We start from the raw sequence: 26,645 nt of genomic DNA on the forward strand, positions 1-26,645 counted from the left end.
GCGCTGACGCGAGCATTGGGAGGGCTTTGTTGCCGGTTGTGTCGAAGGCGGCTCTGTTGCCGCCGGCCCCCGCTATTGGGGCTTACTGTTGATGATCGTAACCAAGCAGTTCGAACGAGTCAACAATCGCCGCGGCGACTGCACTTGCCGACACGCGACGATCCATCGCCTGCCGCCTGATGAAGCCATAGGCTTCGGTTTCCGGCATCTGCCGCGTCGCCATCAAAATGGCCTTGGCTCGTTCCACGGTGCGCATCGAGCGCAGATTGTCGTCGAGCTTCTCGATCTTGCTGCGCAGCCGCCGTTCGTAACTGAACTGGCTGCGCGCCAGCACCAGGCTGGACAACACTGCATTCTGGGTGAACGGCCGCGGCAACACGGCGTTGGGCGTCGCATGGCACAGCGCGTCGGCCTGCACGGTCTCCGTCGCCGGCAGGATCACGACCAGTGCGGAACGCGCATCGCCGGGGATCCACGGCAGACGCCGCGCCAGATCCGGAGAATATTCGCAATACACCACGTCGGCATCGGCCGGCACGCTCTCCGGCATCGGCCAAACCTGACGCACCCGCATCCGGAACCGCTGCAATTCGCGCAACAACATGCCGATCTGGTCGTCGACCGGCGCAACCACCACAGCCGACAGATCGGTAAGTTCCTGAACCATGGTCTTGCGTCCGCCGACGTCCCGGCTCAGCTGCGGCTTACGCGACATTTCGTTCATTGGACGCTTCCTGTTTGCGTTGCACGACCATATCCGATCAGGAACGGATCGGCATGCACCGGCTCCTTCGACTGGCTGACGACATCGAACTGGCCCTGGCGATTGGCGCGTCCGATCCGGGTCCAGAGATCAGTATGCCCCGACATCGGGTTGACTGTCACTGCTCCTTGCGGCGCGTCAAAGCTGGTACCGAACACCATCGAGCGCAGCACTTCGGTGTCGAGCGAATTGACCTGCTCGAGCGCCTTGGCGAACAGATGCAGCTGGAAATAGGATGCCTCGGCGCACATGTTGGTCGAGATATCGGAACCGAACCGCTTCTTGAAGCGCTGCACGAAGGCATTGTTGGCGCTGCCCTCCACGCCCTGGAAATACGATGCCGCCGTGATGTGCCCCTCGCCGACGTCGAAGCCCATGGCGGCAATTTCGGCTTCCGTCGTCGTGAGGCTCGCGATCGGGGTCTGCTTCGGATCGAGCCCGACATTGGCATAGGCCTGATAGAGAAACACCGTGCCTTCGCCGACCACGGTCGAGAAGATCACATCCGGCCTGACGCGCTTGATGTCCTGGATGATGGGCACGAAGTCCTGCCAGCGCGCAAAGACATTGACGTAGCGCTCACCCACGACCGAACCGCCATTGGCCTTGAGCAGTTCCCGCATCACGCGGTTGGATGCGCGCGGGAAGATGTAATCCGACCCCACGAAATAGAACCGCGTCCCGAACGTATCCATCAGATAGCGGCACAGCGCGAGACTGTTCTGGTTCGGTGAGGAGCCGGTATAGATGACGTTGGGCGACGCCTCGAAGCCTTCGTAAAGTGTCGGATACCAAAGCAGGCCGTTCAGCCGCTCGACCACCGGCAGCACCGCCTTGCGGCTCGACGAGGTGTAGCAGCCGAAGATGGTGCTGACCTGGTCCTCGACCATCAGCCGCTTGGCATAGTGGCCGTAGGCGGCAGAATCCGAACCGGGGTCGTAGGCGACGGGAACCAACTCGCGGCCGCACACCCCGCCCGCTTCATTCACTTCCTCGATCGCGAGTTGTGTACCCTGATACTGGGTCTCCTCGATCACCGACATGAAGCCGGTTCGCGAGAACAGCACTCCTATCCGCCATGGAGCGGAGGTCGTCCGGGTAAGGTTCGACATGATCAGGCCCTCGACAGAATTGGAGGGACGAGAGGGATTATTGTTCTTATTGCTCTCGAACGGCATTGCCGGGAGCGAAAGATTGCATGTCGTCTGCCGCGAGACAAGGACCCTCGCCGCTCATCCTGTCAGCGCGCTGACGCGAAAGCAGGCAGACTATAAATGTGTCATCGCCGACGGAGCACAGGTGCAGCGCTCTGCGGACCGCCTATCTCCGGTAGCTGCACCGGCGGTTTCCCGTCGCAAGACATGTCCGGCCGATCGCCTCGCTACATCAACCGGAGAGTTGAGAGCGGCGAACATATTGATCGCTATCGCACGGGATCGCGTCAGCGCAGGCTCGGCAGATCGAGCCCGTTGGCGCGCGCACAGTCGATCGCCGTCTCATAACCGGCATCGGCATGGCGCATGACCCCTGTCGCAGGATCGTTCCATAGCACGCGTTCGAGCCGGCGCGCCGCCTCCGCGGTGCCGTCCGCGACGATCACCATGCCGGCATGCTGCGAATAGCCGATGCCGACACCGCCGCCATGGTGCAGCGACACCCAGGTGGCGCCGCTCGCACAATTCAGCAGTGCATTGAGCAGCGGCCAGTCGGACACCGCGTCCGAACCATCGCGCATCGCCTCGGTCTCGCGGTTCGGACTCGCCACCGAGCCGCTGTCGAGATGATCGCGGCCGATCACGATGGGCGCCGTGAGCTCGCCACGCGCCACCATCTCGTTGAAGGCAAGGCCGAGGCGATGACGGTCGCCAAGACCGACCCAACAGATCCGCGCCGGCAGCCCCTGAAACTTGATGCGAGCCTTCGCCATGTCGAGCCAATTGTGCAGATGGCTGTCGTTCGGCATCAGCTCCTTGACCTTGGCATCAGTCTTGAAGATGTCCTCGGGATCGCCCGACAGCGCCGCCCAACGAAAGGGACCGACGCCGCGGCAAAACAGCGGACGGATATAGGCCGGAACGAAACCCGGAAAATCGAACGCCTGCTTCAGGCCCATGTCCTTGGCCATCTGGCGGATGTTGTTGCCGTAGTCGAGCGTCGGGATGCCCTGGGCGTGGAAATCCAGCATCGCCTGGACGTGATCGACCATCGAGGTCTTGGCCGCCGTCTCGACCGCCTTCGGATCGGCAGCGCGCCGCGCCTCCCACTCGCCGAGCGTCCATCCCTTCGGCAGATAGCCGTTGATCGGATCATGCGCACTGGTCTGGTCGGTGACGATGTCAGGCCGCACGCCACGGCGCACCAGCTCAGGAAAGATCTCGGCCGCATTGCCGAGCAAACCGACCGACACCGGCTTGTGGCTCTTGGCCGCGTCGGCGATGATCCCCAGCGCTTCGTCGAGCGTCGCCGCCTGGCGGTCGAGGTATCCCGTGCGCAACCGCATCTCGATGCGGCTCGGCTGGCATTCGACCGCAAGCATCGAGGCGCCGGCCATGGTCGCGGCGAGCGGCTGCGCACCGCCCATGCCGCCGAGCCCCGCGGTCAAAATCCACTTGCCGGCGAGGCTGCCGCCATAGTGCCGGCGGCCGACCTCGACGAACGTCTCATAGGTCCCCTGCACGATGCCCTGGCTGCCGATATAGATCCACGACCCTGCCGTCATCTGTCCGAACATCATCAGGCCCTGGCGGTCGAGCTCGTTGAAATGATCGAGGGTCGCCCAATGCGGCACCAGATTCGAATTCGCGATCAAGACGCGCGGCGCATCAGTGTGGGTGCGGAAAATGCCAACCGGCTTGCCGGACTGCACCAGCAGCGTCTGGTCACCTTCGAGCTTGCGCAAGGACGCGGCAATCCTGTCAAAACTCTCCCAGTCGCGCGCCGCGCGGCCGATGCCGCCATAGACCACGAGCTCGCTCGGGCGCTCGGCGACATCAGGATCCAGATTGTTCATCAGCATGCGCAGCGGCGCCTCGGTCAACCAGCTCTTCGCGCTGATGTCGGTGCCGTGGGGAGCACGGATGATGCGTTCGTTGTCCAGTCGGCGATTCATGACGGATGTCCCTGTCGGCTAAGCAAGTCTTCTAGGTGAGTCTTGGGAATGGATCGGTCGGCAGGGCTGTGATCGCAGCGGCCGGCAACGCGCCGGCGTCGATCAGTCCAGCCGCCCGCGCGAGATCGTCGGCCATGTAGCGGTCGGCGGCGAGCGCCGGCACATGCGCACGCAATGCGGCAACGACGGCAGCGAGCGGCGCACTGGTCGCATGCGGTGCGCGCAAGTTGATGCCCTGCGCTGCGACCAGCAGCTCGATGCCGAGGATCGACGCGAGATTGTCAGCCATGTCGGACAGACGGCGCGCGGCATGCGCGGCCATCGAGACGTGATCTTCCTGATTGGCGCTGGTCGGCGTGGAATCGATCGAGCACGGCATCGCGCGCTGCTTGTTCTCGGCATAGAGCGCGGCCGCTGTCACCTCGGCGATCATGAAGCCGGAATTGATGCCGGGCTCGGGCGTCAGGAATGGCGGCAAGCCGAAGTTCAAGGCGGGGTCGACGAGGGTTGCGATCCGCCGCTCGCTGGTCGCGCCGATCTCCGAGAGCGCCAGCGCAATCTGGTCGGCGGCGAACGCCACCGGCTCCGCATGAAAATTGCCGCCCGAGACGATCTCGCCGGTCTCGACCAGAACCAGCGGATTGTCAGTGACGGCATTGGCCTCAATGGTCAGCCCGCGCGCGGCTTGCGCGAGCAGATCGAGCACCGCGCCCGCGACCTGCGGCTGGCAGCGCAGGCAGTACGGATCCTGCACGCGCTCGTCGCCTTCGAGGTGCGACTGCCTGATGTCGCTGCCATCGAGTAATGCGGTCAAGGTCGCCGCCGCGGCGATCTGCCCGTCATGACCGCGCAAGGACTGAATTTCGGGGCGAAACGGCGCCGTGGAGGCCATCGCCGCATCGACTGACAGCGCCCCCGTCACCAGCGCGGCGCACGCAAGACGATGCGCGCGCAACAGGCCGGCGATTGCGTAGGCGGCCGAAAATTGCGTGCCGTTGATCAGCGCCAGCCCTTCCTTGGGACCAAGCGTCAACGGCGCGAGGCCGGCGGCGGCCAGTGCGTCACGACCCGGCACGATTTTGCCATCAAGGAACGCGTGCCCCTCGCCGATCATGACCGCGGTCATGTGGGCGAGCGGCGCCAGATCACCGGAGGCACCGACCGAGCCCTGCTGCGGCACCAGCGGTGAGACGCCGCGCGCGAGCATATCCTGCAGCTGCGCGATCACCTCACACCGCACGCCGGATGCACCACGGCCGAGCGAGATCACCTTCAACGCCATCATCAGGCGCACGATCGGCTCCGGCGTGGCCGGGCCGACGCCGCAGCAATGCGACAGGATCAGGTTGCGCTGAAGCAGCGCAGTCTGGTCTGGCGCGATGCGCGTCGAGGCCAGCTTCCCGAAGCCGGTGTTGATGCCGTAGACGGGAATGTCGACCTGCGCAGCCTTCGCGACGATCGCTGCGGCCGCCTCGATGCGCGGCCAGAATGACGGATCGAGCACGATGGGCGTGCCCGCGAGCACGCGCGCCAGCACGTCGAGGCGGACCGTTCCGGGTGTTACGACGATCGGCGCAGCCGCAGCGCTCATTGGCCCCTCCACACCCGGCGATGCAAGGGATTGAAGCCGATGCGGTAGACCAGCTCGGCCGGACGCTCGATGTCCCAGATCGCCAGGTCGCAATATTTGCCGGCCTCCAGCGTGCCGGTCTCGGCGAGCATGCCGAGCGCTCGCGCCCCTTCCCGCGTCACGCCTGCGAGGCATTCGGCAACGGTCATGCGGAACAGCGTTGCGCCCATGTTCATTGCAAGCAGCAGCGAGGTCAGCGGCGAGCTGCCGGGATTGCAATCCGTCGCCAGCGCCATTTGCACGCCGTACGTCCGGAACAGCTCGACCGGCGGCTTCTGCGTTTCGCGAATGAAATAGAATGCGCCGGGTAGCAGGACCGCCACGGTCCCCGCCTTCGCCATCGCGGCGACGCCGGCCTCATCGGTGTGCTCCAGATGATCGGCCGACAGCGCGGAGAATTTTGCAGCGAGTGCCGCGCCGCCGAGATTCGACAGTTGATCCGCATGCAGCTTCGCGGGCAGCCCGAACGCACGCGCCGCCTCGAATACCCGCGTCATCTGCTCTCCGGAAAATGCGATACCCTCCATGAAGCCATCGACGGCATCCGCCAGGCCGGCCTTGGCCACCGCCGGCAGCATGTCGTTGCAAACGAGATCGATGTAGCGGTCCATGTCGCCGTTGGCCTCTGGCGGCAGCGCATGCGCACCGAGAAACGACGTGCGGATCGCAACGGGCCGCAGACGGCCGAGGCTGCGCGCCGCCACAAGCTGCCGCATCTCGGTCTCGGCATTGAGGCCATAGCCGGACTTGATCTCGACGGTGGTTGCGCCCTCGCCGATCAGGGCGTCGAGCCGCGGCAACGCGCCGGCGACCAGCCCAGCCTCGGTCGCGCTGCGCGTTGCGGCAACGGTCGAGACGATGCCGCCGCCCGCGCGCGCGATCTCCTCATAGCTTGCGCCCTTCAGGCGCAGCTCGAACTCATGCGCACGGTTGCCGCCGTAGACCAGATGGGTGTGGCAGTCGACCAGCCCGGGCGTGATCCAGCGGCCGCCGCAATCAATCCGCTCAATAGTGTCGGCATCGACAGGAAAATCCGACTGCGCGCCGGCATAGACGATGCGGCCGTCGCGCGCCGCGATCAGGCCCTGCTCGATCTCGCCGACATCGGCGCGGTCGCTGCGCATCGTGGCGAGCCGGGCGTTGTGCCAGATGCGGTCGAAGCGCTCTGCCATGCGATCGTCCCCTCGAGCTGGGATGCTTGACTTATATGTCTAGACATATAATCGTGTCGAGGTTCTGTCCAGCCGGCGTGGAAAAATGACACGACTGCATTTCGCATGTGCGCTGCTGCCTTCGGGCTGGGCCAATGATGTGCAGGTTGTCGTCGCCGACGGCACGATCACCTCATTGACCGCAGGCGTTGCACCGGCCGCCGGCGACGAACGTCACCAACTGGCGGTTCCGGGATTGGCGAGTCTGCACAGCCACGCCTTTCAGCGCGGTATGGCCGGTCTCGCCGAACTGCGCGGCAATACCGCCGACACGTTCTGGACCTGGCGCGAGACGATGTATCGCTTCGCGCTGACCATGACGCCGGACGACGTCACAGCCGTTGCGACACTTCTTTATATCGAGATGCTCGAGCGGGGCTTTACCCGCGTCGGCGAGTTCCACTATCTGCACCATGATCGCGACGGCTCGCCCTACGCCAATCCGGCCGAGATGGCCGTGCGCATCGCGGAGGCGATTGCGGCCTCCGGCATCGGGCTCACGCTGCTGCCGAGCTTCTATGCCCATGGCACGTTCGGCGGCGCCACGCCGCATGCCGGGCAGCGCCGCTTCATCTGCTCGGTCGACCAGTTCGCGGCGCTGATGGCAGCCTCGCGGGAGACGATCCGGAAATTGCCCGGCGCCAATATCGGCATCGCCCCGCACAGCCTGCGCGCCGTGGCGCCGGATGAGCTCGCAGCGATCATTCCGCTTGCCGAGGGAGCACCAATCCACATCCACGCTGCCGAACAGCTGCGCGAGGTCGAGGATTGCCTGACCTGGTCGGGGCAACGGCCGGTCGAATGGCTGCTCGACCATGCGCCCGTCGATCAGCGCTGGTGCCTGATCCACACGACTCACATGACGGAGCAGGAAGTCGCCGCACTTGCCCGCAACGGCGCGGTCGCCGGCCTTTGCCCGGTGACCGAAGCAAGCCTTGGCGACGGCATCTTTTCGGCGCGCGAATTCCTCGCCGCCGGCGGGCGGTTCGGCATCGGGACCGATTCGAACGTTTTGGTCGGGGTCGCCGACGAGCTGCGCCAGCTCGAATACGGCCAGCGGCTGAAGCACCGCGAGCGCAACGTGCTGTCGGGGCGCCCTGGCGCATCCACCGGCCGCGCTCTGTTCGATCACGCGCTGGCGGGCGGCGCGCAGGCTCTGGCGCAAGCGAAGTCCGGGCTCGCGCCCGGCGCACGGGCCGATATCGTCAGTCTCGACCGCGCGCATCCATCGCTGGCGGGTCGGTCGGGCGACGCACTCCTCGACGGCTGGCTGTTTGCGGCCGGCAGCGAGGCAATCGACTGCGTCTGGGCCGGAGGCGACAAGGTGGTCGCGGGCGGACGGCACCGGCTGCGCGACAGCGCGCGCGAACGATTCAACGCCAGCGTCCGGAGGCTCGTCGCATGAGCCTCGCTTCCGATCAGGCCAAGCCGCGTGCCGCCGGCAAGCCGACGCTCTACAAGCGGATCCGGCTCGACATCGAGACCCGGATCCTGACCGGCGAATGGCCGCCGGGCCACCGCATCCCGTTCGAGCACCAGTTGATGGCGCGCTATCGCTGCTCGCGCATGACGGTGAACAAGGCGCTGTCGGAACTGGCACACGCGGACCTGATCGAGCGGCGGCGGCGGGCGGGCACCTTCGTGCGCCGTCCGCAGCACATGTCGGCGGTGCTCAAGATCGCCGACATCAGGGCCGAGATCACCGCGCTCGGCCGCAGCTACGGCTATCAGCTGATCGATTGCCGGCGGCGCACCGCGACATCGGCCGATCGCGCCCGGCTCGGCGTGACCACGGCCGGCAAGGTGATCGCAATCGCCTGCCGGCACAGCGCCGACGACGTGCCGTTTGCCGTCGAGGACAGGCTGATCGATCTCGCCACGGTTCCGGAGGCCGCAACCGCGGATTTTTCGCGCGAACCGCCGGGATCGTGGCTGCTGCATCACGTGCCGTGGACCGAGGCCGAGCATACCATCAGCGCGGTCGTGGCAGACGATCGCACAGCCAAGGCGCTCGACATCGCGGTTGGCGCGCCCTGCCTCGTCATCGACCGCTACACCTGGCGCAGCGCGCGCACGGTGACCGCGGTGCGGCTGCATTATCCGGGCGAGACGCACCGCCTGGTGGCTCGCTTCAAGGGAGGCTGAACACGGCTTGCGCGGCATAATTCATGCACGGCATCATCAGCCACCGACACGCTTCATGCGGCAATCCGCCGCGACCGACGTGAAGATATCACTGACGTGAGCACATCACTGACGTGACGACATCAACTGGGTTCAATCCATCGTTCAAGGGATCGACGATCATGCGTTCCTTCAAGCTATTGCCAGCCATCGCAGTCTTGCTGGCGTCCACCGCCGCGTTCGCGGATGACGTCAAGGTCGGCGTCGGCATCTCCGGATGGACCGGCTTCGCGCCGCTGACGCTCGCCAGGGAGGCCGGCATCTTCAAGAAGAACGGCCTCGACGTGACCTTGAAGAAGATCCCGCAGAAGGACCGTCACCTGGCGATCGCTTCGGGCGACATCCAGTGCGCGGCGACGACGGTCGAGACCTGGATCTCCTGGAACGCCAATGGCGTCGCGACCAAGCAGATCTTCCAGCTCGACAAGAGCTACGGCGCCGACGGCATGGCCGTGCGCAACGACGTCGCCGCAATCAAGGACTTGAAGGGCAAGACCGTCGCAGCATCGGCACCGGGCACTTCGCCCTATTTCGCCCTGGCCTGGATGTTGAAGAAGAATGGCCTTACGGTGAAGGACGTCACCGTGGTCAATCTGGAGCCTGCCGCCGCGGCACAGGCCTTCGTCTCCGGCCAGAACGACGCCGCGATGACCTACGAGCCATATCTGTCGACGGTGCGCGCCGCCCCCGACAAGGGCAAGATCATCGCCACCACGCTCGATTATCCGATCGTGATGGACACGTTCGGCTGCACGCCGAAATTCCTGACCGACAATCCGAAGGCGGCGCAGGCGCTGGCCGACAGCTATTTCGAGGCGCTCGACATGATCGCCAAGGATCAGGCGAAGGCCTATGAGATCATGGGCGCCGACGTGAAGCAGACCGGTGAGCAGTTCGGCAACTCGGCAAAATACCTGCGCTGGCAGGACAAGGCCGCCAACCAGAAGTTCTTCGCCGGCGACTTCCTCACCTTCAACAAGGACGCCGCGGAGCTCTTGCTCGAGGTCGGCATCATCAAGTCCGCACCGAAGGTCGAGGACATCTACGACGCCAGCTTCATCAAGTAACGCAACGACGAATTTGGCCGGTCCCGCCTCGCGAGACCGCGGGCGGGATCGGCGCATAAGATAGCCCCGGATCGATTGATGCGTCCCCTCGAACCCACCACGTCGAAGCAGCGCGTGGCCTATGGCCTCACCTTCTTCGTGCTGTTCGTCGCCCTCTGGTCCTGGGCGACGTTCGGCGGCCATGTGTCGAAGACCTTCCTCGCCAATCCTCTGACGATGGTGCAGGAAGGCTATGAGCTGCTCGCCAGGCAAGGCTTCCTGTTCGACATCGGCATGACGATCTGGCGCGTCATCGGCGGCTTTGCCCTTGCCGCTTTGATCGCGGTGCCGATCGGCGTGCTGATGGGGGCCTACAAGCCGGTCGAGGCCTTCCTCGAACCCTTCGTGTCCTTTGCGCGCTATCTCCCGGCCTCCGCCTTCATCCCGCTGCTGATCCTGTGGGCCGGCATCGGCGAGTTGCAGAAGCTGCTGGTGATCTTCATCGGCGCCGTGTTCCAGATCATCCTGCTGGTGGCGGTCAACGTCGGCGCCACGCGGCGCGACCTGGTCGAAGCCGCCTACACGCTCGGCGCCCGCGACAGCGGCATCATCCGCCGCGTGCTGCTGCCTTCCGCCGCGCCGGAGATCGCCGAGATCCTCAGGCTAGTGCTCGGCTGGGCCTGGACTTACGTCATCGTCGCCGAGCTGATCGGCTCGTCGTCCGGCATCGGCCACATGATCACCGACAGCCAGGCGCTGCTCAACACCGGGCAGATTATCTTCGGCATCATCGTGATCGGCCTGATCGGGCTGATCTCCGATTTCCTGTTCAAGGCGTTCAACGCCTGGCTGTTCCCGTGGAAGCTCGCATGACCCTGCTTCGGATCGATCAGGTCGCGCGAACCTTCCCCGCCCGCGCCGGCCACGCGCCGACCCGGGCGCTCGAGCCGACCACGCTCGATGTCGGCGACAACGACTTCGTCACCATCCTCGGCCCTTCCGGCTGCGGTAAATCCACCCTGCTGCGGATCATCGCAGGCCTCGACCGGCCGACCAGCGGACGGGTCACGCTCGATGGCCGAGAGGTCACCGGCCCCGGCGCCGATCGCGGCATGGTGTTTCAGTCCTACACGCTGTTTCCCTGGCTGACGGTGCGCGAGAACATCGCTTTCGGCCTGCGCGAGCGCGGCGTGTCGCAAGCCGAGCGCCATGACATCGCCGACGCCTTCATCCGCCGGGTCGGGCTCTCGGGTTTCGAAAATCACTGGCCCAAGCAGCTGTCGGGCGGCATGCAACAACGCACCGCGATCGCCCGTGCGCTCGCCAACGATCCGAAAATCCTGCTGCTCGACGAGCCGTTCGGCGCGCTCGACAACCAGACCCGGGCCTTGATGCAGGAGATGCTGCTCGGGATCTGGGAGCGCGACCAGAAGACGGTGCTGTTCGTCACCCACGACATCGAGGAAGCGATCTTCCTCGGCAGCCGCGTCATCGTGATGAGCGCCCGTCCCGGCCGCATCAAGGCGGAGATCACGGTCGATCTCCCGCATCCCCGCTCCTACAAGATCAAGACCACGCCGGAATTCGTCGCGCTGAAGGAGCGGCTGGTCGAGGAGATCCGTACCGAGGCCCTGAAGGTCGCCGAACAGGCGTGACGGTCAGCTAGATTAATGGCTGATCATCCAGGGCCGCGCGGTCGGAAAGCCCTTGGCGCCGTTCTTGGTCTTGGTCATCAGCCGCGCCGGCTTCTTCTTTCCCGACGGGGAGCAGCAGCCGCAGCCCGGGCCGTGCGCGGCCTTGTACTGATCGAGCGTCTTCGGCGCGTGCCGGCTCTGCTCGTTGGTGGCGTGCGCCTTGCGCTTGTCCGATGGCATGCAGAAGAACGCCGGCGCGGTCAGGATCACGCGCGGCGACGTCGTCTCGCATTGCGGGCAGTCCTGCGGCAGATCGCATTCCGCCATCGGCCGCATGTCGGTGAACGGGCCGCAGTCGTTGCAGAGATATTCGTAGATCGGCATTTCCTTAAATCCTTGCGCAGTCGTGTGACATCCGGCGAATGGATGCGGGGCGGCGAATACGCAGCCGTCCCGCACCCTTCGCGCAGGGATCACTTAGATCATGATGCGTTTCCACGGAATCGCATCATGATCTCATCTCTTTGTTTGAGCATGATCTTTTCGGAAAACCGGTTTCCACTTTTCCGGATCATGCTCTAGAGCGTCACTTGTCGGGCGAGATCGGCATCTGCACGTCGCCCTTGATGTGCTTGATCGGTCCCGCCGACGACGGCATGACGTCGAAGTCGAAGATCTCGGTCGGCAGCCACAGCGTGGCACAGGCATTGGGCACGTCGACCACGCCGGAGATGTGGCCCTGGCACGGCGCGGTGCCGAGGATCGAATAGGCCTGGGCGCCGGAATAGCCGAACTTCTTCAGATATTCGATCGCGTTCAAACAGGCCTGGCGATAGGCGATGTGGACGTCGAGATAGTGCTGCTTGCCGGCCTCGTCGACCGAGATGCCTTCGAAGATCAGGTAGTCCTTGTAGTTCGGCGTGATCGGCGACGGCTTGAACACCGGGTTCTTGATGCCGTATTTCGAGACGCCGTCCTTGATGACGTCGACCTTGATGTGCAGCCAGCCGGCCATTTCGATCGCGCCGCAGAACGTGATCTCGCCGTCGCCCTGGCTGAAATGCAGATCGCCCATCGAGAGCCCGCCGCCCGGCACATAGACCGGGAAATAGATCTTCGAGCCGCGCGACAGGTCCTTGATGTCGCAATTGCCGCCATGCTCGCGCGGCGGCACCGTGCGCGCGCCCTCGAGGCCGATCTTGGCCTTGACATCGCCCTTGGCTTGGCCGGCATGCGCGGTCGGCGCGAACGGCGGATTGGCGAGGCCCGGCACCCGGGTCGGATTGGTCGCGATCAGCTCGGCTTCGCGCGCATTCCACGCCGCCAGCATCTTGGCATCGGGCAGACAGCCGATCAGGCCGGGATGGATCAGACCGGCGAAGTTGACGCCGGGGACGTGACGCGAGGAGGTGTAGAGTCCCTTGATGTCCCAGATCGACTTCTGCGCCAGCGGGAAGTGGTCGGTGAGGAAGCCGCCGCCATTCTGCTTGGAGAAGAAGCCGTTGAAGCCCCACAGGCTCTCCTTCAACGGACCGACGTCGAGCAAGTCCACGACCAGGAGATCGCCGGGCTCGGCGCCCTTGACGCCGATCGGGCCGGACAGGAAATGCACGATCGACAGATCGATGTCGCGCACGTCGTCGGCAGAGTCATTGTTCTTGATGAAGCCGCCGGTCCAATCGACGGTCTCGATGATGAAGTCGTCGCCGGGACTGACCCACTCGACGATCGGAACCTCGGGATGCCAGCGGTTGTGGATCTTGTCGTTTTCATAGGCCGACTTGCTGAGATCGACCTTGATCAGTGTATCTGGCATCGCATTGCTCCCCTTCGCTTACTGGTGGTGGTTACACAGACAGATATTTCGAGATCTGCGCGGCATCGACGCTGTCGCGCGGATCGTCGCGGACGATCTCGCCGTTCTCGATGACGAGCACGCGGTCGGCGATGTCGAGCGCGAAGCTCAGCACCTGCTCGGAGACGACGATCGACAGCCCACGCTCGTCGCGGATCCGCTTCAACGTGCGCGCCATGTCCTTGATGATCGACGGCTGGATGCCTTCGGTCGGCTCGTCGAGCAGTAACACCTTCGGCTTGGTGGCCAGCGCACGCGCGATCGCGAGCTGCTGCTGCTGCCCGCCGGAGAGATTGCCGCCGCGCCTGCCCTTCATTTCGAGCAGCACGGGGAATAGCTCGTAGATGTCGCCGGGCACTTCGGAGCCGCCGGACACTACAAGGCCGGTCTCGATGTTCTCCTTCACCGTCATGGTGGAGAAGATCATGCGGCCCTGCGGCACGTAGGCCAGGCCCTTCGCGACCCGCTCGTAGCTCTTCATCGCCCCGAGCTCGGTGCCGTCCATCGACACCGAGCCGCTCTTGGCCGGCAGGATGCCCATCAGCGACTTCATCAGCGTGGTCTTGCCCATGCCGTTGCGGCCCATGATCGCGACGATCTCGTTCGACGCGACCTTGACGTTGAGGCCGTGCAGCACCTCGCTCTGGCCGTAGGCGACGTGAAGATCATTGATTGCCAGCATAAGCGTCCTCTATCGCCGGATCGGCTTCTTCACCTCTCCCCGACGGGGAGAGGTCGAATTGCGCAGCAATTCGGGTGAGGGGGTTCGGTCGCGCGAGAGAGCGGAACCCCTCACCCGGATCGCATCTGACGATGCGATCCGACCTCTCCCACAGGGGGAGAGGTGAAGCGAGTTTGCGGCTGCCGCTTGTGGCGTTCCAATCATCGATCAATGCCCCAAATAGACTTCAATGACCTTCGGATCGTTCTTGACGTGCTCCATCGTCCCCTCGGACAGGATCTGCCCCTGGTGCAGCACCGTGACCTTGTGGGCGATGTCCTCGACGAACTTCATGTCGTGCTCGATCACCAGCACCGAACGGTCCTTGATGATGCGGTTGAGCAGCTCGGCGGTCTTGGCGCGCTCGGAGACGCTCATGCCGGCGACCGGCTCGTCGAGCATCAGGAGGTCCGGGTCCTGGATCAGCAGCATGCCGATCTCGAGCCATTGCTTCTGGCCATGGCTGAGCTGGTCGGCATAGGTGTTGAGGCGGTCCTTCAGGAAGATCATCTCGGCGACCTCCTCGACCCGCTGCTTGACGGCCTCGTCGCGCTGGAAGGTCAGCGAGCCGAACACGGTGCGGCCGCGCGGGAAGGAGATCTCGAGGTTTTCGAACACGGTGAGATCCTCGAACACCGACGGCGTCTGGAACTTGCGCCCAACGCCGGCCTGCACGATCTCGTTCTCGCGCAGCTTTGTCAGCTCCTGGCCGCGGAACTGGATCGAGCCTGAGGTCGCCTTTGTCTTGCCGCAGATCAGGTCGAGCACCGTGGTCTTGCCGGCCCCGTTCGGGCCGATGATGACGCGGATCTCGTTCTCCTCGACATAGAAGGAGAGGTCGTTGACGGCCTTGAAGCCGTCAAAGGACACGGTGAGACCGGACACCGCGAGCAGGAAGTCCTTGGGCTGATGGCCGACGAGCATGATGGTCCCTCCTCACTCGGCCGGTGCGCCGTCGGCGATCATGCCGGCCGCCGATTTCGATTTGCGCGATGACAACAGGCGATCGATGCGGGGCTGGACATGGTCCGCCCAGATCCCGGACAGCCCGTTCGGGAAGGCGAGCACGACCGCAATGAACAGCGCGCCGAGGCCGAACAGCCAGAGCTGCGGGAAGGATTCCGAAAGGCTGGTCTTGGCGAAGTTGACCAAGAGCGCGCCCCATACCGCGCCGAAGATCGACATCCGGCCGCCGACCGCGGTGTAGATCACCATCTCGATCGACGGCACGATGCCGACGAAGGACGGCGACATGAAGCCGACCTCGAGCGTGAACATCGCGCCGCCGATCGCAGCGAACACCGCCGCGGCGCAGAACGCGAAGATCTTGAAGTTGGCGACGCTGTAACCGGAGAAGCGCACGCGATCCTCCTGCTCCCGCATGGCCACCAGGATGCGCCCGAGTTTTGTCAGGCGGATGAACTGCGCGGCGCAGATGCAGCCGAACAACAACACCACCTCGACGAAATACAGGATGTACTTGGCGTGATCGGTGCGGATATCCCAGCCATGCAGCGTGCGCAGGTCGGTGATCCCGTTGATGCCGCCGGTGTAGCCCTGCTGGCCGACAATCAGGATGGTCATGATCGCGGCGATCGCCTGGGTGATGATCGCGAAATAGACGCCGCCGACGCGGCGCTTGAACATCGCGGCACCGATGATGAAGGAGAAGATCGCCGGCACCAGGATGATCGCGATCAGCGCCACCGGGAAGCTGTGGAACGGCTTCCAGAAGAACGGCAGCGAGGTCAGCTGGTTCCAGTCCATGAAATCGGGGATGCCCGGCGTCGACTGGATCTTGGTGTTCGCGACCGACGATGCCTCGAGCTTGAGGTACATCGCCATGCAGTAGCCGCCGAGGCCGAAGAATACGCCCTGCCCGAGGCTCAGGATGCCGCCATAGCCCCAGCACAGCACGAGGCCGATGCCGACGAAGGCGTAGGTCAGATATTTGGCAACCAGATTGAGGCGGAAGATGTCGAGCGACAGCGGCAGGATGAGAAACAGCAGCACCGCGAGCGCAAGGAAGCCGAGCAGTTCAGAGCGATTGAAAAAGCGCGAGTTGATCATGACCAGCCTGCTTGTTCTTATTTGCGGACCTTGAGCGCGAACAGCCCCTGCGGACGCACCATCAGGATCGCGACGATGGTGAGCAGCGTGATCACCTTGGCCATCGATCCCGACAGGAAGAACTCCAGCGTCGACTGGGTCTGCGAGATCGAGAAGGCCGAGGCGATGGTGCCGAACAGCGAGGCGGCGCCGCCGAACACGACGACCAGGAAGGTGTCGACGATGTAGAGCTGGCCCGCGGTCGGCCCGGTCGAGCCGATCATGGTGAAGGCCGAGCCCGCGATCCCGGCGATGCCGCAACCGAGACCGAACGTGTAGCGATCGACCTTTTCGGTATTGATGCCGACGGCGCCTGCCATCACGCGGTTCTGCACCACGGCGCGCACCTGCTTGCCCCAGCTCGACCAGAACAGCACGTAGGCGACCGCGATCGTGATCAGGATGGTCAGCGCCATCACGAACATGCCGTTGATCGGGATCTGGATCGAGTCGGTCGCCTGCCAGGAGCCCATCATCCATTCCGGCAGCTCGACGCCGACCTCGCGTGCGCCGAAGATCGAGCGATAGGCCTGCTGCAGGATCAGGCTGAGGCCCCAGGTCGCCAGCAGCGTGTCGAGCGGGCGCTTGTAGAGATGGCGTATCAGCGCCCATTCGACCAGCATGCCGAGCGCACCGGAGGCGATGAACGCCAGGATCATTGCAATGAAGAAGTAACCGGGGAACAGCCATGGCGCGACGTGCTGCACGGCGTTCGACGTCATCCAGGTGACGTAGGCGCCCAGGATCATGAACTCGCCATGCGCCATGTTGATGACGCCCATCTGGCCGAAGATGATGGCAAGCCCGAGCGCCATCAGCACGTAGACGGAGAACAGGATGAGCCCGGCAAATCCCTGCATCGCAAGGATGGCACCGAGGTCGCTGATCGAATAGTCGCCGAACATCTGGTTCTCCAGTCCAAGGGGCCAGCGCCGCGACCAAGCGGCGCCCGATCAGTGACGTGGGCGATGACGTCCACGCCGCTACGTTGCAGAGCTTCGTAGCCCGGGTGAGTGGTAGCGATACCCGGGACGGTCCCGCATATCGCTCCGCTCACGCGGGCTACTGGCTCACTGGTAGCCCTTGGGGAACGGATCCGGCTCGACCAGATCGGCGGTCTCGTAGATCAGCTCATACTGGCCGTCGGCCTTGGCGCGTCCGACGCGGGTCTTCGACCAGAGGTGATGGTTCTCGTGGATCCGGACGTACCCTTCCGGCGCGCCCTTGAACTCGACGCCGGGGGATGCCGCCGCGATTTTGTCGATGTCGAAGCTCTGCGCCTTCTCGACCGTCAATTTCCACAGCCACGGGCCGAGATAGGCAGCCTGGGTGACGTCTCCGATCACGGTCTTCTCGCCCCACATCTTCTTGAACGCCGGCACGAAGGCCTTGTTGTTGGCGTTGTCGAGCGACTGGAAGTACTTCATGCAGGCATAGGCGCCCGCGATGTTCTCGCCGCCGATGCCGTCGATCTCGTCCTCGGTCACCGAGATCGTGAGCAGCGTCTGCTTGGACAGGTCGATGCCGGCCGCCTTGAGCTGCTTGTAGAACGCGACGTTGGAGCCGCCGACGATGATCGCGTAGATCACGTCGGGCTTGGTCAGCTTGATCTTGTTGATGACCGAGTTGAACTGGGTCGAGCCGAGCGGGAAGTATTCCTCGCCGACCACCTTGCAACCCTGCAGATGATTCTCGATGTGCTTGCGCGCGATCTTGTTCGAGGTGCGCGGCCAGATGTAGTCCGAGCCGAGCAGATAGAAGCTCTTGGCGCCCTTGGTCTTGTTGACCCAGTCGAGGCCGGCGATGATCTGCTGCGTCGCCTCCTGGCCGGTGTAGATCACGTTCTTGGACTGCTCGAGGCCTTCATAGAAGGTCGGGTAGTACAGCATGCCATTATACTGCTCGAACACCGGCAGCACCGCCTTGCGCGAGGCCGAGGTCCAGCAGCCCATCACGGCCGCGCATTTGTCGTTCACCAGGAGCTTCTTGGCCTTTTCCGCGAAGGTCGGCCAGTCGCTGGCGCCGTCTTCCTGGATGAACTTGATCTTGCGGCCGAGCACGCCGCCGGCGGCGTTGATCTGCTCGATCGCGAGCTTCTCGGCCTCGACCGAGCCGGTCTCGGAGATCGCCATGGTGCCGGTCACCGAGTGCAGGATGCCGACCGTGACTTCGCTATCGGTGACTGCAAGACCCGTGGTGTTGACCGCAGAGGTTGCGGGAATGTCGGCAAAAGCGGGCCGGCCCAGCATCGAAACGGCCGGCAAGGCCGCCATTCCCATCAAGAGCTTGCGCCGGAGCGGAGACTTCAGGCCTGGTTTTGTTTCGTCTGACATGAGCACCCCATCTGGTTCGAGAACGCTGTTATTGATGAGGCGACGATTGCTCACTTTTGTGCAGCGCACTGATACGTGAGATCGCGTATACTGCACCGCAAAATAGCGACGTAGGTTTTTGGTACGGGATTTGCCCGCGATCAGCGCATCGTGGACCAGGAGTAAGGCGAAGTGGCAGGGCGGCAGCGGATAGACCGCGTCAGGCGCCAATACAATCAATGGGTCGCCAACCAGACGCTGGAAGACTACGCGCTGCGCTTCACCGCCAAGAGCGCTCGGCGTTGGTCCGCCGCCCGCGTCGCCAACACGGCGCTCGGCGCGATCTCGTTCCTGGCGCTGGAGGCGATCGGCGGCACCATCACGCTGAACTACGGCGCGATGAACGCCTCCGCCGCGATCCTGGTCGTCAGCGTCATCATCTTCCTATGCGGGCTGCCGATCGCCTACCACGCCGCCAAATGCGGCATCGATATCGACCTGCTGACCCGCGGCGCCGGCTTCGGCTATATCGGCTCGACCATCACCTCGCTGATCTACGCCTCCTTCACCTTCATCTTCTTCGCGATCGAGGCGGTGATCCTGGCCAGCGCGCTCGACATGTGCTTCGGCATCCCGCGGCCGATCGGCTATCTGATCAGCGCGGTCGTGATCATTCCGCTGGTGATCTACGGCATCACGCTGATCAGCCGCTTCCAGCTCTGGACCCAGCCGCTGTGGATCATCCTCCACATCATGCCGTTCGCGGCAATTGCCTGGGCCAACCCGCATTCTTTCACCGAGTGGCGCACATTCGCCGGCGATCACGGCGATCCCGCAGGGAATCTCGATCTGCTGCTGTTCGGCACCGCCGCTTCGGTGGTGTTCGCGCTGGTGGCGCAGGTCGGTGAGCAGGTCGACTTCCTGCGCTTCCTGCCGCGCGACCGCCGCACCTCACGCAAGGCCTGGTGGATCGCACTGGTTGGCGCCGGTCCGGGCTGGATCGTGCTCGGCGCGCTCAAACTGCTGGCCGGCTCCTTCCTCGCCTTCTTCGCGCTCAGCCACGGCGTCTCGGCCGAGCATGCGGCCGAGCCCGCCAACATGTATCTCGAGGCCTTCCGTTATGTGTTGTCGCAGCCGGACCTCGCGATGGCGCTGACCGGGACCTTCGTGATCCTGTCGCAGGTCAAGATCAACGTCACCAACGCCTATGCCGGCTCGATCGCCTGGTCGAACTTCTTCTCCCGCCTCACCCATTCGCATCCCGGCCGCGTGGTGTGGCTGGTGTTCAACGTCGTCGTCGCGCTGCTCTTGATGGAGATCGGCGTCTACAAGGCGCTGGAGCAGACGCTGGCGCTCTACTCCAACGTCGCGATCGCCTGGGTCGGCGCGTTGGTCGCCGATCTCGTCATCAACAAGCCGCTCGGCTTGCGGCCGCAGCACATCGAATTCAAGCGCGCGCATCTCTGCGACATCAATCCGGTCGGCGTCGGCGCGATGACGATCGCGACCGTGGTCTCGATCAGCGCGTTCTACGGCCTGTTCGGCCCGACCGCGAAGGCGCTGTCCGCCTTCGTTGCGCTTGCGGTCGCGTTCATTGCGGCTCCCCTGATTGCCTGGGCGACCGACGGCAAGTACTACATCGCGCGCAAGCCGAAACGGAGCTGGCAGAACCTTGAATCGATCCAGTGCTGTATCTGCGAGCATGCGTTCGAGCCCGAGGACATGGCCTCCTGCCCGGCCTATGCGGGCCCGATCTGCTCGCTGTGTTGCTCGCTCGACGCGCGCTGCCACGATCTCTGCAAGCCGCACGCGCGGATCGGCGCGCAGGTGTCGGACGCGCTCGGCAAGGTGATGCCGCAGCCGATCTATGCCCGCCTCAATTCGCAGCTCGGCCACTACCTCGGCGTGTTCGCAGTCTCCGCCGGCCTCGTCGCGCTGGTGCTCGGCCTGATCTATTTGCAGACCACCGCGGCCGTGCACGCCAACGAATTGTTGGCCGACGTGCTGTGGAAGGTGTTCTTCGCGCTCACCCTGATTATCGGCGTCGTCGCCTGGCTGTTCGTGCTGGCGCAACAGAGCCGGCGCGCCGCGGAGGCGGAAACGCGGCGGCAGACCACGCTGCTGATTCAGGAAATCGACGCCCACAAGCGCACCGATGCCGAATTGCAGCGCGCCAAGGAAGTCGCCGAGTCCGCCAATCTCGCCAAGAGCCGCTATGTCGTCGGCCTCAGCCACGAGCTGCGCTCGCCGCTGAATGCGATCTCCGGCTACGCGCAATTGCTGGAGCAGGACGACAGTCTCCACATTCGGCCGCGCGAGCAGGTGCGCGTGGTCCGCCGCAGCGCCGATCATCTGTCGGGCTTGATCGACGGCATTCTCGACATCTCCAAGATCGAGGCCGGCCGCCTCTATCTGTCGCGCGACGAGGTGCGGCTGAACGATTTCCTCGAACAGCTGGTCGGCATGTTCCGGCTGCAAGCCGCGGCCAAGGGCATCGACTTCGTGTTCAAGCGGCCGGCAGTGCTGCCGGTCGTGGTTTATGCCGACGAGAAGCGGCTGCGCCAGATCCTGATCAACCTGCTTTCGAATGCGATCAAGTTCACCCAATCCGGGCAGGTGCAGTTCGTGGTGCATTACCGCAGCCCGGTCGCCGAGTTCGAGGTGATCGATACCGGGCCGGGCATCCAGCCCGACGACCTCGAGCGGATCTTCGCCCCGTTCGAGCGCGGCGCGCTCGGCGTCACCCAGCCGCAGACCGGCACCGGGCTCGGCCTGACCATCAGCCGCCTGCTCGCGGGCGTGATGGGCGGCGACATCAAGGTCCTGAGCACGGTCGGCACCGGCAGCACGTTCCGCGTCAAGCTCCTGCTGTCCGAGGTCACAAATCCGCGCCGCGACGCGCCGGTCGAGGCTCCCGTCTATGGCTATCACGGTCCGCGCAAGACGATCCTGATCACCGACGACGATCCGACCCACCGCGACCTGCTGCGCGAGATCCTGGCGCCGCTCGGCTTCATCCTGCTCAGCGCACCCGATGGGCCGGCCTGCCTTGCCCTCGCGCAGCACTGCCGTCCCGACATGTTCCTGCTCGACATCTCGATGGCCGGCATGGACGGCTGGACGGTCGCCGAAACCCTGCGCTCCGAAGGCCATCACCAGGCGCGCATCCTGATGATCTCGGCCAGCGCGCTGGAGGCCCACGGCGCGCCGCTGGCGCAGCCGTTCCACGACGGCTATCTGATGAAGCCGATCGACATCCCGCGCCTGCTCGAGACCATTCGCCAGTTGCTCAAGATCGAATGGCAGTACGAGGCCGAGCCGACCTCCCCTCCGCATTGGAAACCCGACAGCGGTTCGCGCCCGCCAGTGAACTATGTCGAGGAGCTGATCAGCCTCGGCCAGCTCGGCTATATCAGGGCGATCCAGCTCAAGCTCGACGAGATCGGCAATGAACATCCCGAACATACCGACTTCGTCGGCCAGATGCGCGCGCTGATCGACCGGTTCGATCTCGATCAATACATGGCGACGTTGAAGACATTGCACAGCTATGACCATTGAACAAAGAAAGCGCGACGTCGCGCTCGTCGTCGACGACTCTCCGGAGACGTTGCGCCTGCTGACCGACGCGCTCGACGGCGCCGGCATGACCGTGATGGTCGCGCTCGACGGCGCGTCCGCGATGCGCATCGTCGACCAGATCACCCCCGACATTGTGCTGCTCGATGCCGTGATGCCGGGTATGGACGGCTTCGAGACCTGCCGGCGGCTGAAGCGTGACGCCGGGCTCGACGGTGTGCCGATCATCTTCATGACGGGGCTGGCCGAAACCGAGCACATCGTGCGCGGGCTGGAGGCCGGCGGCGTCGACTATGTCACCAAGCCGATCGTGGTCGAGGAGATGCTGGCGCGCATCCGGGTCCATCTCGCCAATGCCCGGATGACCCAGAGCGCCCGCGCGGCGCTCGACGTCTCCGGCCGCTATCTGCTCGCGGTCAACAGCGCGGGCGCCCTGCTGTGGGCGACGCCGCAGGCGCAGCGGCTGCTGTCGGATACGCTCGCCGACGCCGCCGACAATTTCGCGCTGCCGGAGCCGATGCCGCAATGGCTCGAACAGGCGCAGAAAGGCGGGACGGGAAAGAAGACCGCGACGGTAGCGTCGTTCCCCGGCAATGAGCAGCTACGCCTGCAATATATGGGCAAGCTTGGTCCCAACGAGTTCCTGCTGCGGCTCGCCAAGGACACCAGCGGCGACATGCCGGCCGAATTCTCCAGCGAGCTCGGCCTCACCACTCGCGAGGGCGAGGTGCTGTCCTGGCTCTCGAAAGGCAAGACCAACCGCGACATCGCGCAAATCCTGGGCTTAAGCCCACGCACCGTCGACAAGCATCTCGAGCAGATCTACGCCAAGCTCGGGGTCGAGAACCGCACCGCCGCCGCGGCGATCGCGGTCAACGCCAGACACCGCAAGTCCTGAGCCGATGCCGGATGGCTGCGCGCTGCGCTTCACGCGCAAGCGGGCATGCCTACGCATCCACAATCGGCGAACTCCCGTTCCGATCAGCCGATGCAGCAGGTCCCGGCGGCACGTCCGGTGCCGGTGGCTGCGCTCTTCGCCACTGTGCCGGCGTCACGCCCATATGGCTCTTGAAGGCGCGCTGAAAGGCGGCCTCCGATTGATAACCGACCATCTCAGCAACGGCGCCGGTCGAAAGCGATGATACCTTCAACTCATTTGCTGCGAGCGTCATCCTGATGTCGGTGAGCAGATCGTTCGCCGATCGCCCGAGCTTCTCCTGGAACTGCCGCGCCAGCGTGGCGCGTGACATGTTGCACAGGCGCGCCAGCTCCGGCAGCGACCATGCGTGCGCAGGCGCGTTGAACATGGCGGCCACCGCCGGCGCGAGCCTGGGATCGCCGACCAGAGCGAGAAGTCCCTGTGACGTTGCATCGCTCTCGCTCGCAAGCCGCAACACCAGCGCGAACATTGCCGTCGACAGCGCGTTGAGCATGGCGTGGCCGCCGAGATGATCGTCGGCCGTTTCGCTGCGCATCAGGGACACAAGTCCGGCGAGCTGCGCAGCCGTCCCCTTTTCCGTACCTGCGCCGGCATGCACCACAAGACGCGGCGGAAGATAACTGCGCAACAGACGGTCGTGCGGAGGTGCAATCGCGAAGTGCCCGCACAGCAAGTCAAGCCGCTCGTCCGAGCCGAGGTTTTCGCTGATCGTGAAATTCCGCGCCGCCCGGTTACGCGCCTGCAGCGGCGTCGCCCCGCTTCCGTCGTGCATCACGTGTCGCGGGTTGCCGGGAAGCAGCAGGATGTCTCCGGCCTTCAGCAGCAACGGCTGTCCGCCCGCGGGATCGTCCAGAATCGCCGAGCCGGCAAGCACCGCGTGATAGGGGATCTCGTTGGTCACGCCCGGGCCCTGCTCGATACGCCAGGGGACGCTGTAACTGCAGCGAATATCGAGCCGCCCGCGCACCGGCATCATTTCGAACAGCCGACTGAGCCAATCCACGGCCAGTTCCCCCTTGAGGCAATTCATGAGACGATTGAGCATATAATCGAGTAATATGAACATTCAATGTCTCATTTCACGCCCCTATTGTCACTCCGTACTCGCTCACCACCGCAAACACGGAGTTGCACCATGTCTCGTCTCTCAGTCCCCAATCTCGAAACCGATACCGGCCCGTCCGGCCAGATCTATGCCCAGATCAAGAAGGCGGCCGGCAGCGTCCCGAACGCCTATGCGGCCGTCGCCGCCCACGGCCCTGCCGCGCTCAAGTCGATCCTCGCCGCCGACGCGGTGCTGGCCGGCGGCAGCCTGTCCAAGCGCGATCGGGAAATCATCAAGCTCGTGATCAGCGCCGCCGGCGGCTGCGATTACTGCGTCGCCGCGCATTCCCATCTCGCCAGGCTCGCCGGCGTGAAGGCCGACGCATTGAAGCAGATCCGCGATGGCGGGCTCACCGGCGATGCCAGGCAGGACACGCTGATCGGCTTCGTTCGCAAGCTCGCGCAGTCGAGCGGCACCGTCAGCGACGAGGACTTCGCCGCGATCAAGGCGGCCGGCTACAGCGACGCGCAGCTGGTCGAGATCAGCCTGGCGTTCGCGACCATCACCTTCACCAACGTCTTCAACCGCATCAACGACACCGACATCGACTTCCCCGCCGTCGCGTGAAGCGACCGGGGGATGTCACACAAGGGATCACGACCATGACAACGCTTTCCAGCACCACGCAAAGTCCGATTGTTCGCGCACTGTACAGGTCCGGTTTGCTCGCCGAGGATCTCGACTACCACGTCATCCGCGCCGCGATGGTGATCATGTTCCTGTTCTTCGGGTACCAGAAGTGGTTCCCCTACGAATTCGAACGGCTGGTGCCGTTCATCAGCAACGGGCCGCTGATCTGGTGGCTGTATCCGGCCTTCGGCCATGCCGGCGCCAGCTACTTCCTCGGCGCCTCGGAATGGACCTTCGGATCCCTGCTGCTCGCAGGCTTCTGGGACAAGCGCCTCGGCGTGCTCGGCGCGCTTGGCTCGACCGGCACCTTCATCGCAACCGTCACCATCATCCCGTTCATGCCCGATGGCTGGGACGTTGCCGCCGGAGGTTTCCCCGCGATGACCGGCAACGTGCCCTTCCTGATGAAGGACGTCGTCCTGCTTGCCGTCTCGCTTTACTTGCTGAGGCAGGACGTGGTTCGCCTGACCAGGCAATAGATCTCGGCTGATCGCAATTGAACGCCGGTGGGCCCTCGCGCACACCGGCGATCGCGCACGCCGGCGGATTGAGCAGGCGCAGCATCCCTCGAACACGGCAACATCGGAGCCGCGATTATTGCGCCGGCTCGGCGGCCCAAGACTTTTAAGGCCGAGCCATAACCCATTGCCGGATTTGCGGAATGCGTTAGGATTTGCCACCCGTTCGGCGTGACCGGCAGATTGCCTCCCGCTCGGTGCGGATGCATCGTTTATTCCCATGCACGAATGGTCCGCAGCCCTCCGGCCATGACCATAGTTCCGCCGCGCGGTCTGGGTTACAAAATACCGCCGGTGTTGTTCTGGGGTGCGTTGATGAAGAAGGACGACGTCACGTGTCCGCGCTGCGGGGCCGGATTCCGACGCCTTGAGCTGGCATCCGGATCAGCAAGCAAGGGCGAGTATCGCTGCCCGGTCTGCGAGACAACGCTCGAGCAGTTCGAGGGCGACAGGCTCGTTGCCTATCGCCTCACCATCCAGCCGTCCATTCGCGGGTTGAAGACCTGACTGGCGACGGCGCATCGCATGCCGGCGCAATCCCCGATCACGATCTCCGCTTCAGGACATAGCTGTCCATGATCCAGCCGTGTTGCGCGCGCGCTTCCCGCCGCGCGGCGACGATGCGTGGGCCGATCTCCGCGAGATCCCCCGCCATGATGATCTGATCGGGCATGCCGAGATAGGCGCCCCACCAGATCGTCAGGCCCGCAGCATCCAGCGTCTGGAAGGCGGCGCCGCCGTCGAGCATCACAACGATGGTGTCGACGCCGGCGGGCCAACCACCCTCGCGCAGCCGCCGGCCAGTCGTGACCAGGAACGGCTCGCCGATCTCGTTGAGCGGCAGCGCATGCGCCGCGCACAGCGTCTGAATCGAGGTGATGCCCGGGATCGTTTCGATCGTTGGCCGCGGATCGAGCCGTTGCGCGATCCGCAGGCTCGAATCGTAGAGCGAAGGATCGCCCCAGATCAGCAGCGCGACGCGCCCCTCGCCGCCGAGATGGCGCGCGATTTCCTGCGACCAGGTCGCGGCGACCGCATCGTGCCAATCGTCGACGCCCTTGCGATAGTCCTCCTCGCCGGCATCACGCACCGGCAGGTCGAACTCGGCCATCCGCGTGCGGTCGTTGCTCAGCGCTTGCGCGCAGATCGTTCGGCGCAATTCGGCGAGGTCCGACTTCGCGCTCCCCTTGCGCGGGATCAGGATCAGGTCGGCGGCGTTGATCGCAGCGATCGCGGCCAGCGTGAGCTGCCGCGGATCGCCGCAACCGATACCGATCAGGGACAGCGTCAACATCGCCG

Annotated in this window: 24 protein-coding genes; 10 read left to right on the forward strand and 14 right to left on the reverse strand. The window is 64.5% G+C overall.

Annotated elements, in window-relative coordinates:
• Positions 1-82 precede the first annotated feature (82 nt).
• The 5 genes from ACVIW0_RS23825 to hutI all read right to left on the reverse strand — a co-directional run bounded on the left by ACVIW0_RS23825 (position 83) and on the right by hutI (position 6,674).
• Positions 83-724 carry an ANTAR domain-containing response regulator gene (locus ACVIW0_RS23825; RefSeq protein WP_461354557.1) on the reverse strand — a complete coding sequence of 214 codons (642 nt, stop codon included), beginning with the start codon at positions 722-724 and terminating at the stop codon, positions 83-85.
• Entirely contained in the window at positions 721-1,875 is a 1,155-nt protein-coding gene (locus ACVIW0_RS23830) for a transporter substrate-binding domain-containing protein (RefSeq protein ID WP_461354558.1), read from the reverse strand. The genes ACVIW0_RS23825 and ACVIW0_RS23830 overlap by 4 nt, the downstream gene beginning before the upstream one ends.
• A 329-nt stretch (positions 1,876-2,204) precedes the next feature.
• Entirely contained in the window at positions 2,205-3,872 is a 1,668-nt protein-coding gene (gene hutU / locus ACVIW0_RS23835; protein ID WP_461354559.1) for a urocanate hydratase, read from the reverse strand.
• 31 nt (positions 3,873-3,903) lie between these two features.
• The gene (gene hutH, locus ACVIW0_RS23840; RefSeq protein ID WP_461354560.1) at positions 3,904-5,463 is read right to left on the reverse strand and encodes a histidine ammonia-lyase; all 1,560 of its coding nucleotides are present in this window, start codon (positions 5,461-5,463) and stop codon (positions 3,904-3,906) included.
• A complete protein-coding gene (gene hutI, locus ACVIW0_RS23845; RefSeq protein WP_461354561.1) occupies positions 5,460-6,674 on the reverse strand; it encodes an imidazolonepropionase in 1,215 nt (404 codons plus the stop codon). Before hutI ends, hutH begins: the two co-directional genes overlap by 4 nt.
• Positions 6,675-6,759: 85 nt before the next feature.
• Here hutI and ACVIW0_RS23850 point away from each other — a divergent pair, with 85 nt between their 5' ends.
• The 5 genes from ACVIW0_RS23850 to ACVIW0_RS23870 all read left to right on the forward strand — a co-directional run bounded on the left by ACVIW0_RS23850 (position 6,760) and on the right by ACVIW0_RS23870 (position 11,598).
• A complete protein-coding gene (locus ACVIW0_RS23850; protein ID WP_461354562.1) occupies positions 6,760-8,118 on the forward strand; it encodes a formimidoylglutamate deiminase in 1,359 nt (452 codons plus the stop codon).
• Positions 8,115-8,858 carry a histidine utilization repressor gene (hutC, locus tag ACVIW0_RS23855; RefSeq protein ID WP_461354563.1) on the forward strand — a complete coding sequence of 248 codons (744 nt, stop codon included), beginning with the start codon at positions 8,115-8,117 and terminating at the stop codon, positions 8,856-8,858. The genes ACVIW0_RS23850 and hutC overlap by 4 nt, the downstream gene beginning before the upstream one ends.
• 161 nt (positions 8,859-9,019) lie before the next feature.
• Entirely contained in the window at positions 9,020-9,964 is a 945-nt protein-coding gene (locus tag ACVIW0_RS23860; RefSeq protein ID WP_461354564.1) for an ABC transporter substrate-binding protein, read from the forward strand.
• A gap of 78 nt (positions 9,965-10,042) precedes the next feature.
• Positions 10,043-10,816 (forward strand): ABC transporter permease, encoded by a 774-nt coding sequence (locus ACVIW0_RS23865; RefSeq protein WP_461354565.1) that lies wholly within the window; start codon positions 10,043-10,045, stop codon positions 10,814-10,816.
• Positions 10,813-11,598 (forward strand): ABC transporter ATP-binding protein, encoded by a 786-nt coding sequence (locus ACVIW0_RS23870; RefSeq protein WP_461354566.1) that lies wholly within the window; start codon positions 10,813-10,815, stop codon positions 11,596-11,598. Before ACVIW0_RS23865 ends, ACVIW0_RS23870 begins: the two co-directional genes overlap by 4 nt.
• A gap of 12 nt (positions 11,599-11,610) precedes the next feature.
• Here ACVIW0_RS23870 and ACVIW0_RS23875 read toward each other — a convergent pair whose 3' ends face one another.
• The 7 genes from ACVIW0_RS23875 to urtA form a co-directional block, all read right to left on the reverse strand.
• Positions 11,611-11,961, reverse strand: coding sequence for an FmdB family zinc ribbon protein (locus ACVIW0_RS23875; RefSeq protein ID WP_461354567.1), 351 nt, complete (start codon positions 11,959-11,961; stop codon positions 11,611-11,613).
• Between the two features lie 202 nt (positions 11,962-12,163).
• Complete coding sequence (gene fmdA, locus ACVIW0_RS23880) at positions 12,164-13,393, reverse strand: formamidase (RefSeq protein ID WP_050400074.1); 1,230 nt, start codon at positions 13,391-13,393, stop codon at positions 12,164-12,166.
• A gap of 31 nt (positions 13,394-13,424) precedes the next feature.
• Positions 13,425-14,114, reverse strand: coding sequence for an urea ABC transporter ATP-binding subunit UrtE (urtE, locus tag ACVIW0_RS23885; protein WP_212023054.1), 690 nt, complete (start codon positions 14,112-14,114; stop codon positions 13,425-13,427).
• Between the two features lie 207 nt (positions 14,115-14,321).
• Positions 14,322-15,077 carry an urea ABC transporter ATP-binding protein UrtD gene (urtD, locus tag ACVIW0_RS23890; RefSeq protein ID WP_461354568.1) on the reverse strand — a complete coding sequence of 252 codons (756 nt, stop codon included), beginning with the start codon at positions 15,075-15,077 and terminating at the stop codon, positions 14,322-14,324.
• Positions 15,078-15,089: 12 nt separating this feature from the next.
• The gene (gene urtC / locus ACVIW0_RS23895) at positions 15,090-16,223 is read right to left on the reverse strand and encodes an urea ABC transporter permease subunit UrtC (RefSeq protein WP_461354569.1); all 1,134 of its coding nucleotides are present in this window, start codon (positions 16,221-16,223) and stop codon (positions 15,090-15,092) included.
• A 17-nt stretch (positions 16,224-16,240) separates the two neighbouring features.
• Positions 16,241-17,167: an urea ABC transporter permease subunit UrtB gene (gene urtB, locus ACVIW0_RS23900; protein ID WP_050387161.1), complete on the reverse strand. Its 927-nt coding sequence runs from the start codon at positions 17,165-17,167 to the stop codon at positions 16,241-16,243.
• Positions 17,168-17,332: 165 nt separating this feature from the next.
• Positions 17,333-18,595 carry an urea ABC transporter substrate-binding protein gene (urtA, locus tag ACVIW0_RS23905; protein WP_461354570.1) on the reverse strand — a complete coding sequence of 421 codons (1,263 nt, stop codon included), beginning with the start codon at positions 18,593-18,595 and terminating at the stop codon, positions 17,333-17,335.
• A gap of 171 nt (positions 18,596-18,766) precedes the next feature.
• Between urtA and ACVIW0_RS23910 the strand changes: the two genes are divergently transcribed.
• Both ACVIW0_RS23910 and ACVIW0_RS23915 read left to right on the forward strand, forming a co-directional pair.
• Positions 18,767-22,135, forward strand: coding sequence for a hybrid sensor histidine kinase/response regulator (locus ACVIW0_RS23910; protein ID WP_461354571.1), 3,369 nt, complete (start codon positions 18,767-18,769; stop codon positions 22,133-22,135).
• Positions 22,125-23,051, forward strand: coding sequence for a response regulator (locus ACVIW0_RS23915; protein ID WP_461354572.1), 927 nt, complete (start codon positions 22,125-22,127; stop codon positions 23,049-23,051). The genes ACVIW0_RS23910 and ACVIW0_RS23915 overlap by 11 nt, the downstream gene beginning before the upstream one ends.
• A gap of 49 nt (positions 23,052-23,100) precedes the next feature.
• Here ACVIW0_RS23915 and ACVIW0_RS23920 read toward each other — a convergent pair whose 3' ends face one another.
• Entirely contained in the window at positions 23,101-24,123 is a 1,023-nt protein-coding gene (locus ACVIW0_RS23920) for an AraC family transcriptional regulator (protein ID WP_461354573.1), read from the reverse strand.
• 105 nt (positions 24,124-24,228) lie between these two features.
• Here ACVIW0_RS23920 and ACVIW0_RS23925 point away from each other — a divergent pair, with 105 nt between their 5' ends.
• The 3 genes from ACVIW0_RS23925 (at position 24,229) to ACVIW0_RS23935 (ending at position 25,853) form a co-directional block, all read left to right on the forward strand.
• A complete protein-coding gene (locus tag ACVIW0_RS23925) occupies positions 24,229-24,765 on the forward strand; it encodes a carboxymuconolactone decarboxylase family protein (RefSeq protein ID WP_461354574.1) in 537 nt (178 codons plus the stop codon).
• Between the two features lie 35 nt (positions 24,766-24,800).
• Positions 24,801-25,307: a YkgB family protein gene (locus ACVIW0_RS23930; protein WP_461354575.1), complete on the forward strand. Its 507-nt coding sequence runs from the start codon at positions 24,801-24,803 to the stop codon at positions 25,305-25,307.
• 354 nt (positions 25,308-25,661) lie between these two features.
• Entirely contained in the window at positions 25,662-25,853 is a 192-nt protein-coding gene (locus tag ACVIW0_RS23935; protein WP_456755625.1) for a hypothetical protein, read from the forward strand.
• 37 nt (positions 25,854-25,890) lie between these two features.
• Here ACVIW0_RS23935 and cobF read toward each other — a convergent pair whose 3' ends face one another.
• A complete protein-coding gene (gene cobF, locus ACVIW0_RS23940) occupies positions 25,891-26,640 on the reverse strand; it encodes a precorrin-6A synthase (deacetylating) (protein WP_461354576.1) in 750 nt (249 codons plus the stop codon).
• Between the last annotated feature and the right edge of the window lie 5 nt (positions 26,641-26,645).

The sequence above is a fragment of the Bradyrhizobium sp. USDA 4454 genome (assembly GCF_054822705.1).

What these genes read in the sequence shown, in the direction of transcription:
- ACVIW0_RS23825 (WP_461354557.1), bottom strand. Translation starts at nt 724, where the DNA reads ATGAACGAAATGTCGCGTAAGCCGCAGCTGAGCCGGGACGTCGGCGGA.
- ACVIW0_RS23830 (WP_461354558.1), bottom strand. Translation starts at nt 1,875, where the DNA reads ATGTCGAACCTTACCCGGACGACCTCCGCTCCATGGCGGATAGGAGTG.
- hutU (WP_461354559.1), bottom strand. Translation starts at nt 3,872, where the DNA reads ATGAATCGCCGACTGGACAACGAACGCATCATCCGTGCTCCCCACGGC.
- hutH (WP_461354560.1), bottom strand. Translation starts at nt 5,463, where the DNA reads ATGAGCGCTGCGGCTGCGCCGATCGTCGTAACACCCGGAACGGTCCGC.
- hutI (WP_461354561.1), bottom strand. Translation starts at nt 6,674, where the DNA reads ATGGCAGAGCGCTTCGACCGCATCTGGCACAACGCCCGGCTCGCCACG.
- ACVIW0_RS23850 (WP_461354562.1), top strand. Translation starts at nt 6,760, where the DNA reads ATGACACGACTGCATTTCGCATGTGCGCTGCTGCCTTCGGGCTGGGCC.
- hutC (WP_461354563.1), top strand. Translation starts at nt 8,115, where the DNA reads ATGAGCCTCGCTTCCGATCAGGCCAAGCCGCGTGCCGCCGGCAAGCCG.
- ACVIW0_RS23860 (WP_461354564.1), top strand. Translation starts at nt 9,020, where the DNA reads ATGCGTTCCTTCAAGCTATTGCCAGCCATCGCAGTCTTGCTGGCGTCC.
- ACVIW0_RS23865 (WP_461354565.1), top strand. Translation starts at nt 10,043, where the DNA reads ATGCGTCCCCTCGAACCCACCACGTCGAAGCAGCGCGTGGCCTATGGC.
- ACVIW0_RS23870 (WP_461354566.1), top strand. Translation starts at nt 10,813, where the DNA reads ATGACCCTGCTTCGGATCGATCAGGTCGCGCGAACCTTCCCCGCCCGC.
- ACVIW0_RS23875 (WP_461354567.1), bottom strand. Translation starts at nt 11,961, where the DNA reads ATGCCGATCTACGAATATCTCTGCAACGACTGCGGCCCGTTCACCGAC.
- fmdA (WP_050400074.1), bottom strand. Translation starts at nt 13,393, where the DNA reads ATGCCAGATACACTGATCAAGGTCGATCTCAGCAAGTCGGCCTATGAA.
- urtE (WP_212023054.1), bottom strand. Translation starts at nt 14,114, where the DNA reads ATGCTGGCAATCAATGATCTTCACGTCGCCTACGGCCAGAGCGAGGTG.
- urtD (WP_461354568.1), bottom strand. Translation starts at nt 15,077, where the DNA reads ATGCTCGTCGGCCATCAGCCCAAGGACTTCCTGCTCGCGGTGTCCGGT.
- urtC (WP_461354569.1), bottom strand. Translation starts at nt 16,223, where the DNA reads ATGATCAACTCGCGCTTTTTCAATCGCTCTGAACTGCTCGGCTTCCTT.
- urtB (WP_050387161.1), bottom strand. Translation starts at nt 17,167, where the DNA reads ATGTTCGGCGACTATTCGATCAGCGACCTCGGTGCCATCCTTGCGATG.
- urtA (WP_461354570.1), bottom strand. Translation starts at nt 18,595, where the DNA reads ATGTCAGACGAAACAAAACCAGGCCTGAAGTCTCCGCTCCGGCGCAAG.
- ACVIW0_RS23915 (WP_461354572.1), top strand. Translation starts at nt 22,125, where the DNA reads ATGACCATTGAACAAAGAAAGCGCGACGTCGCGCTCGTCGTCGACGAC.
- ACVIW0_RS23920 (WP_461354573.1), bottom strand. Translation starts at nt 24,123, where the DNA reads ATGAATTGCCTCAAGGGGGAACTGGCCGTGGATTGGCTCAGTCGGCTG.
- ACVIW0_RS23925 (WP_461354574.1), top strand. Translation starts at nt 24,229, where the DNA reads ATGTCTCGTCTCTCAGTCCCCAATCTCGAAACCGATACCGGCCCGTCC.
- ACVIW0_RS23930 (WP_461354575.1), top strand. Translation starts at nt 24,801, where the DNA reads ATGACAACGCTTTCCAGCACCACGCAAAGTCCGATTGTTCGCGCACTG.
- ACVIW0_RS23935 (WP_456755625.1), top strand. Translation starts at nt 25,662, where the DNA reads ATGAAGAAGGACGACGTCACGTGTCCGCGCTGCGGGGCCGGATTCCGA.
- cobF (WP_461354576.1), bottom strand. Translation starts at nt 26,640, where the DNA reads ATGTTGACGCTGTCCCTGATCGGTATCGGTTGCGGCGATCCGCGGCAG.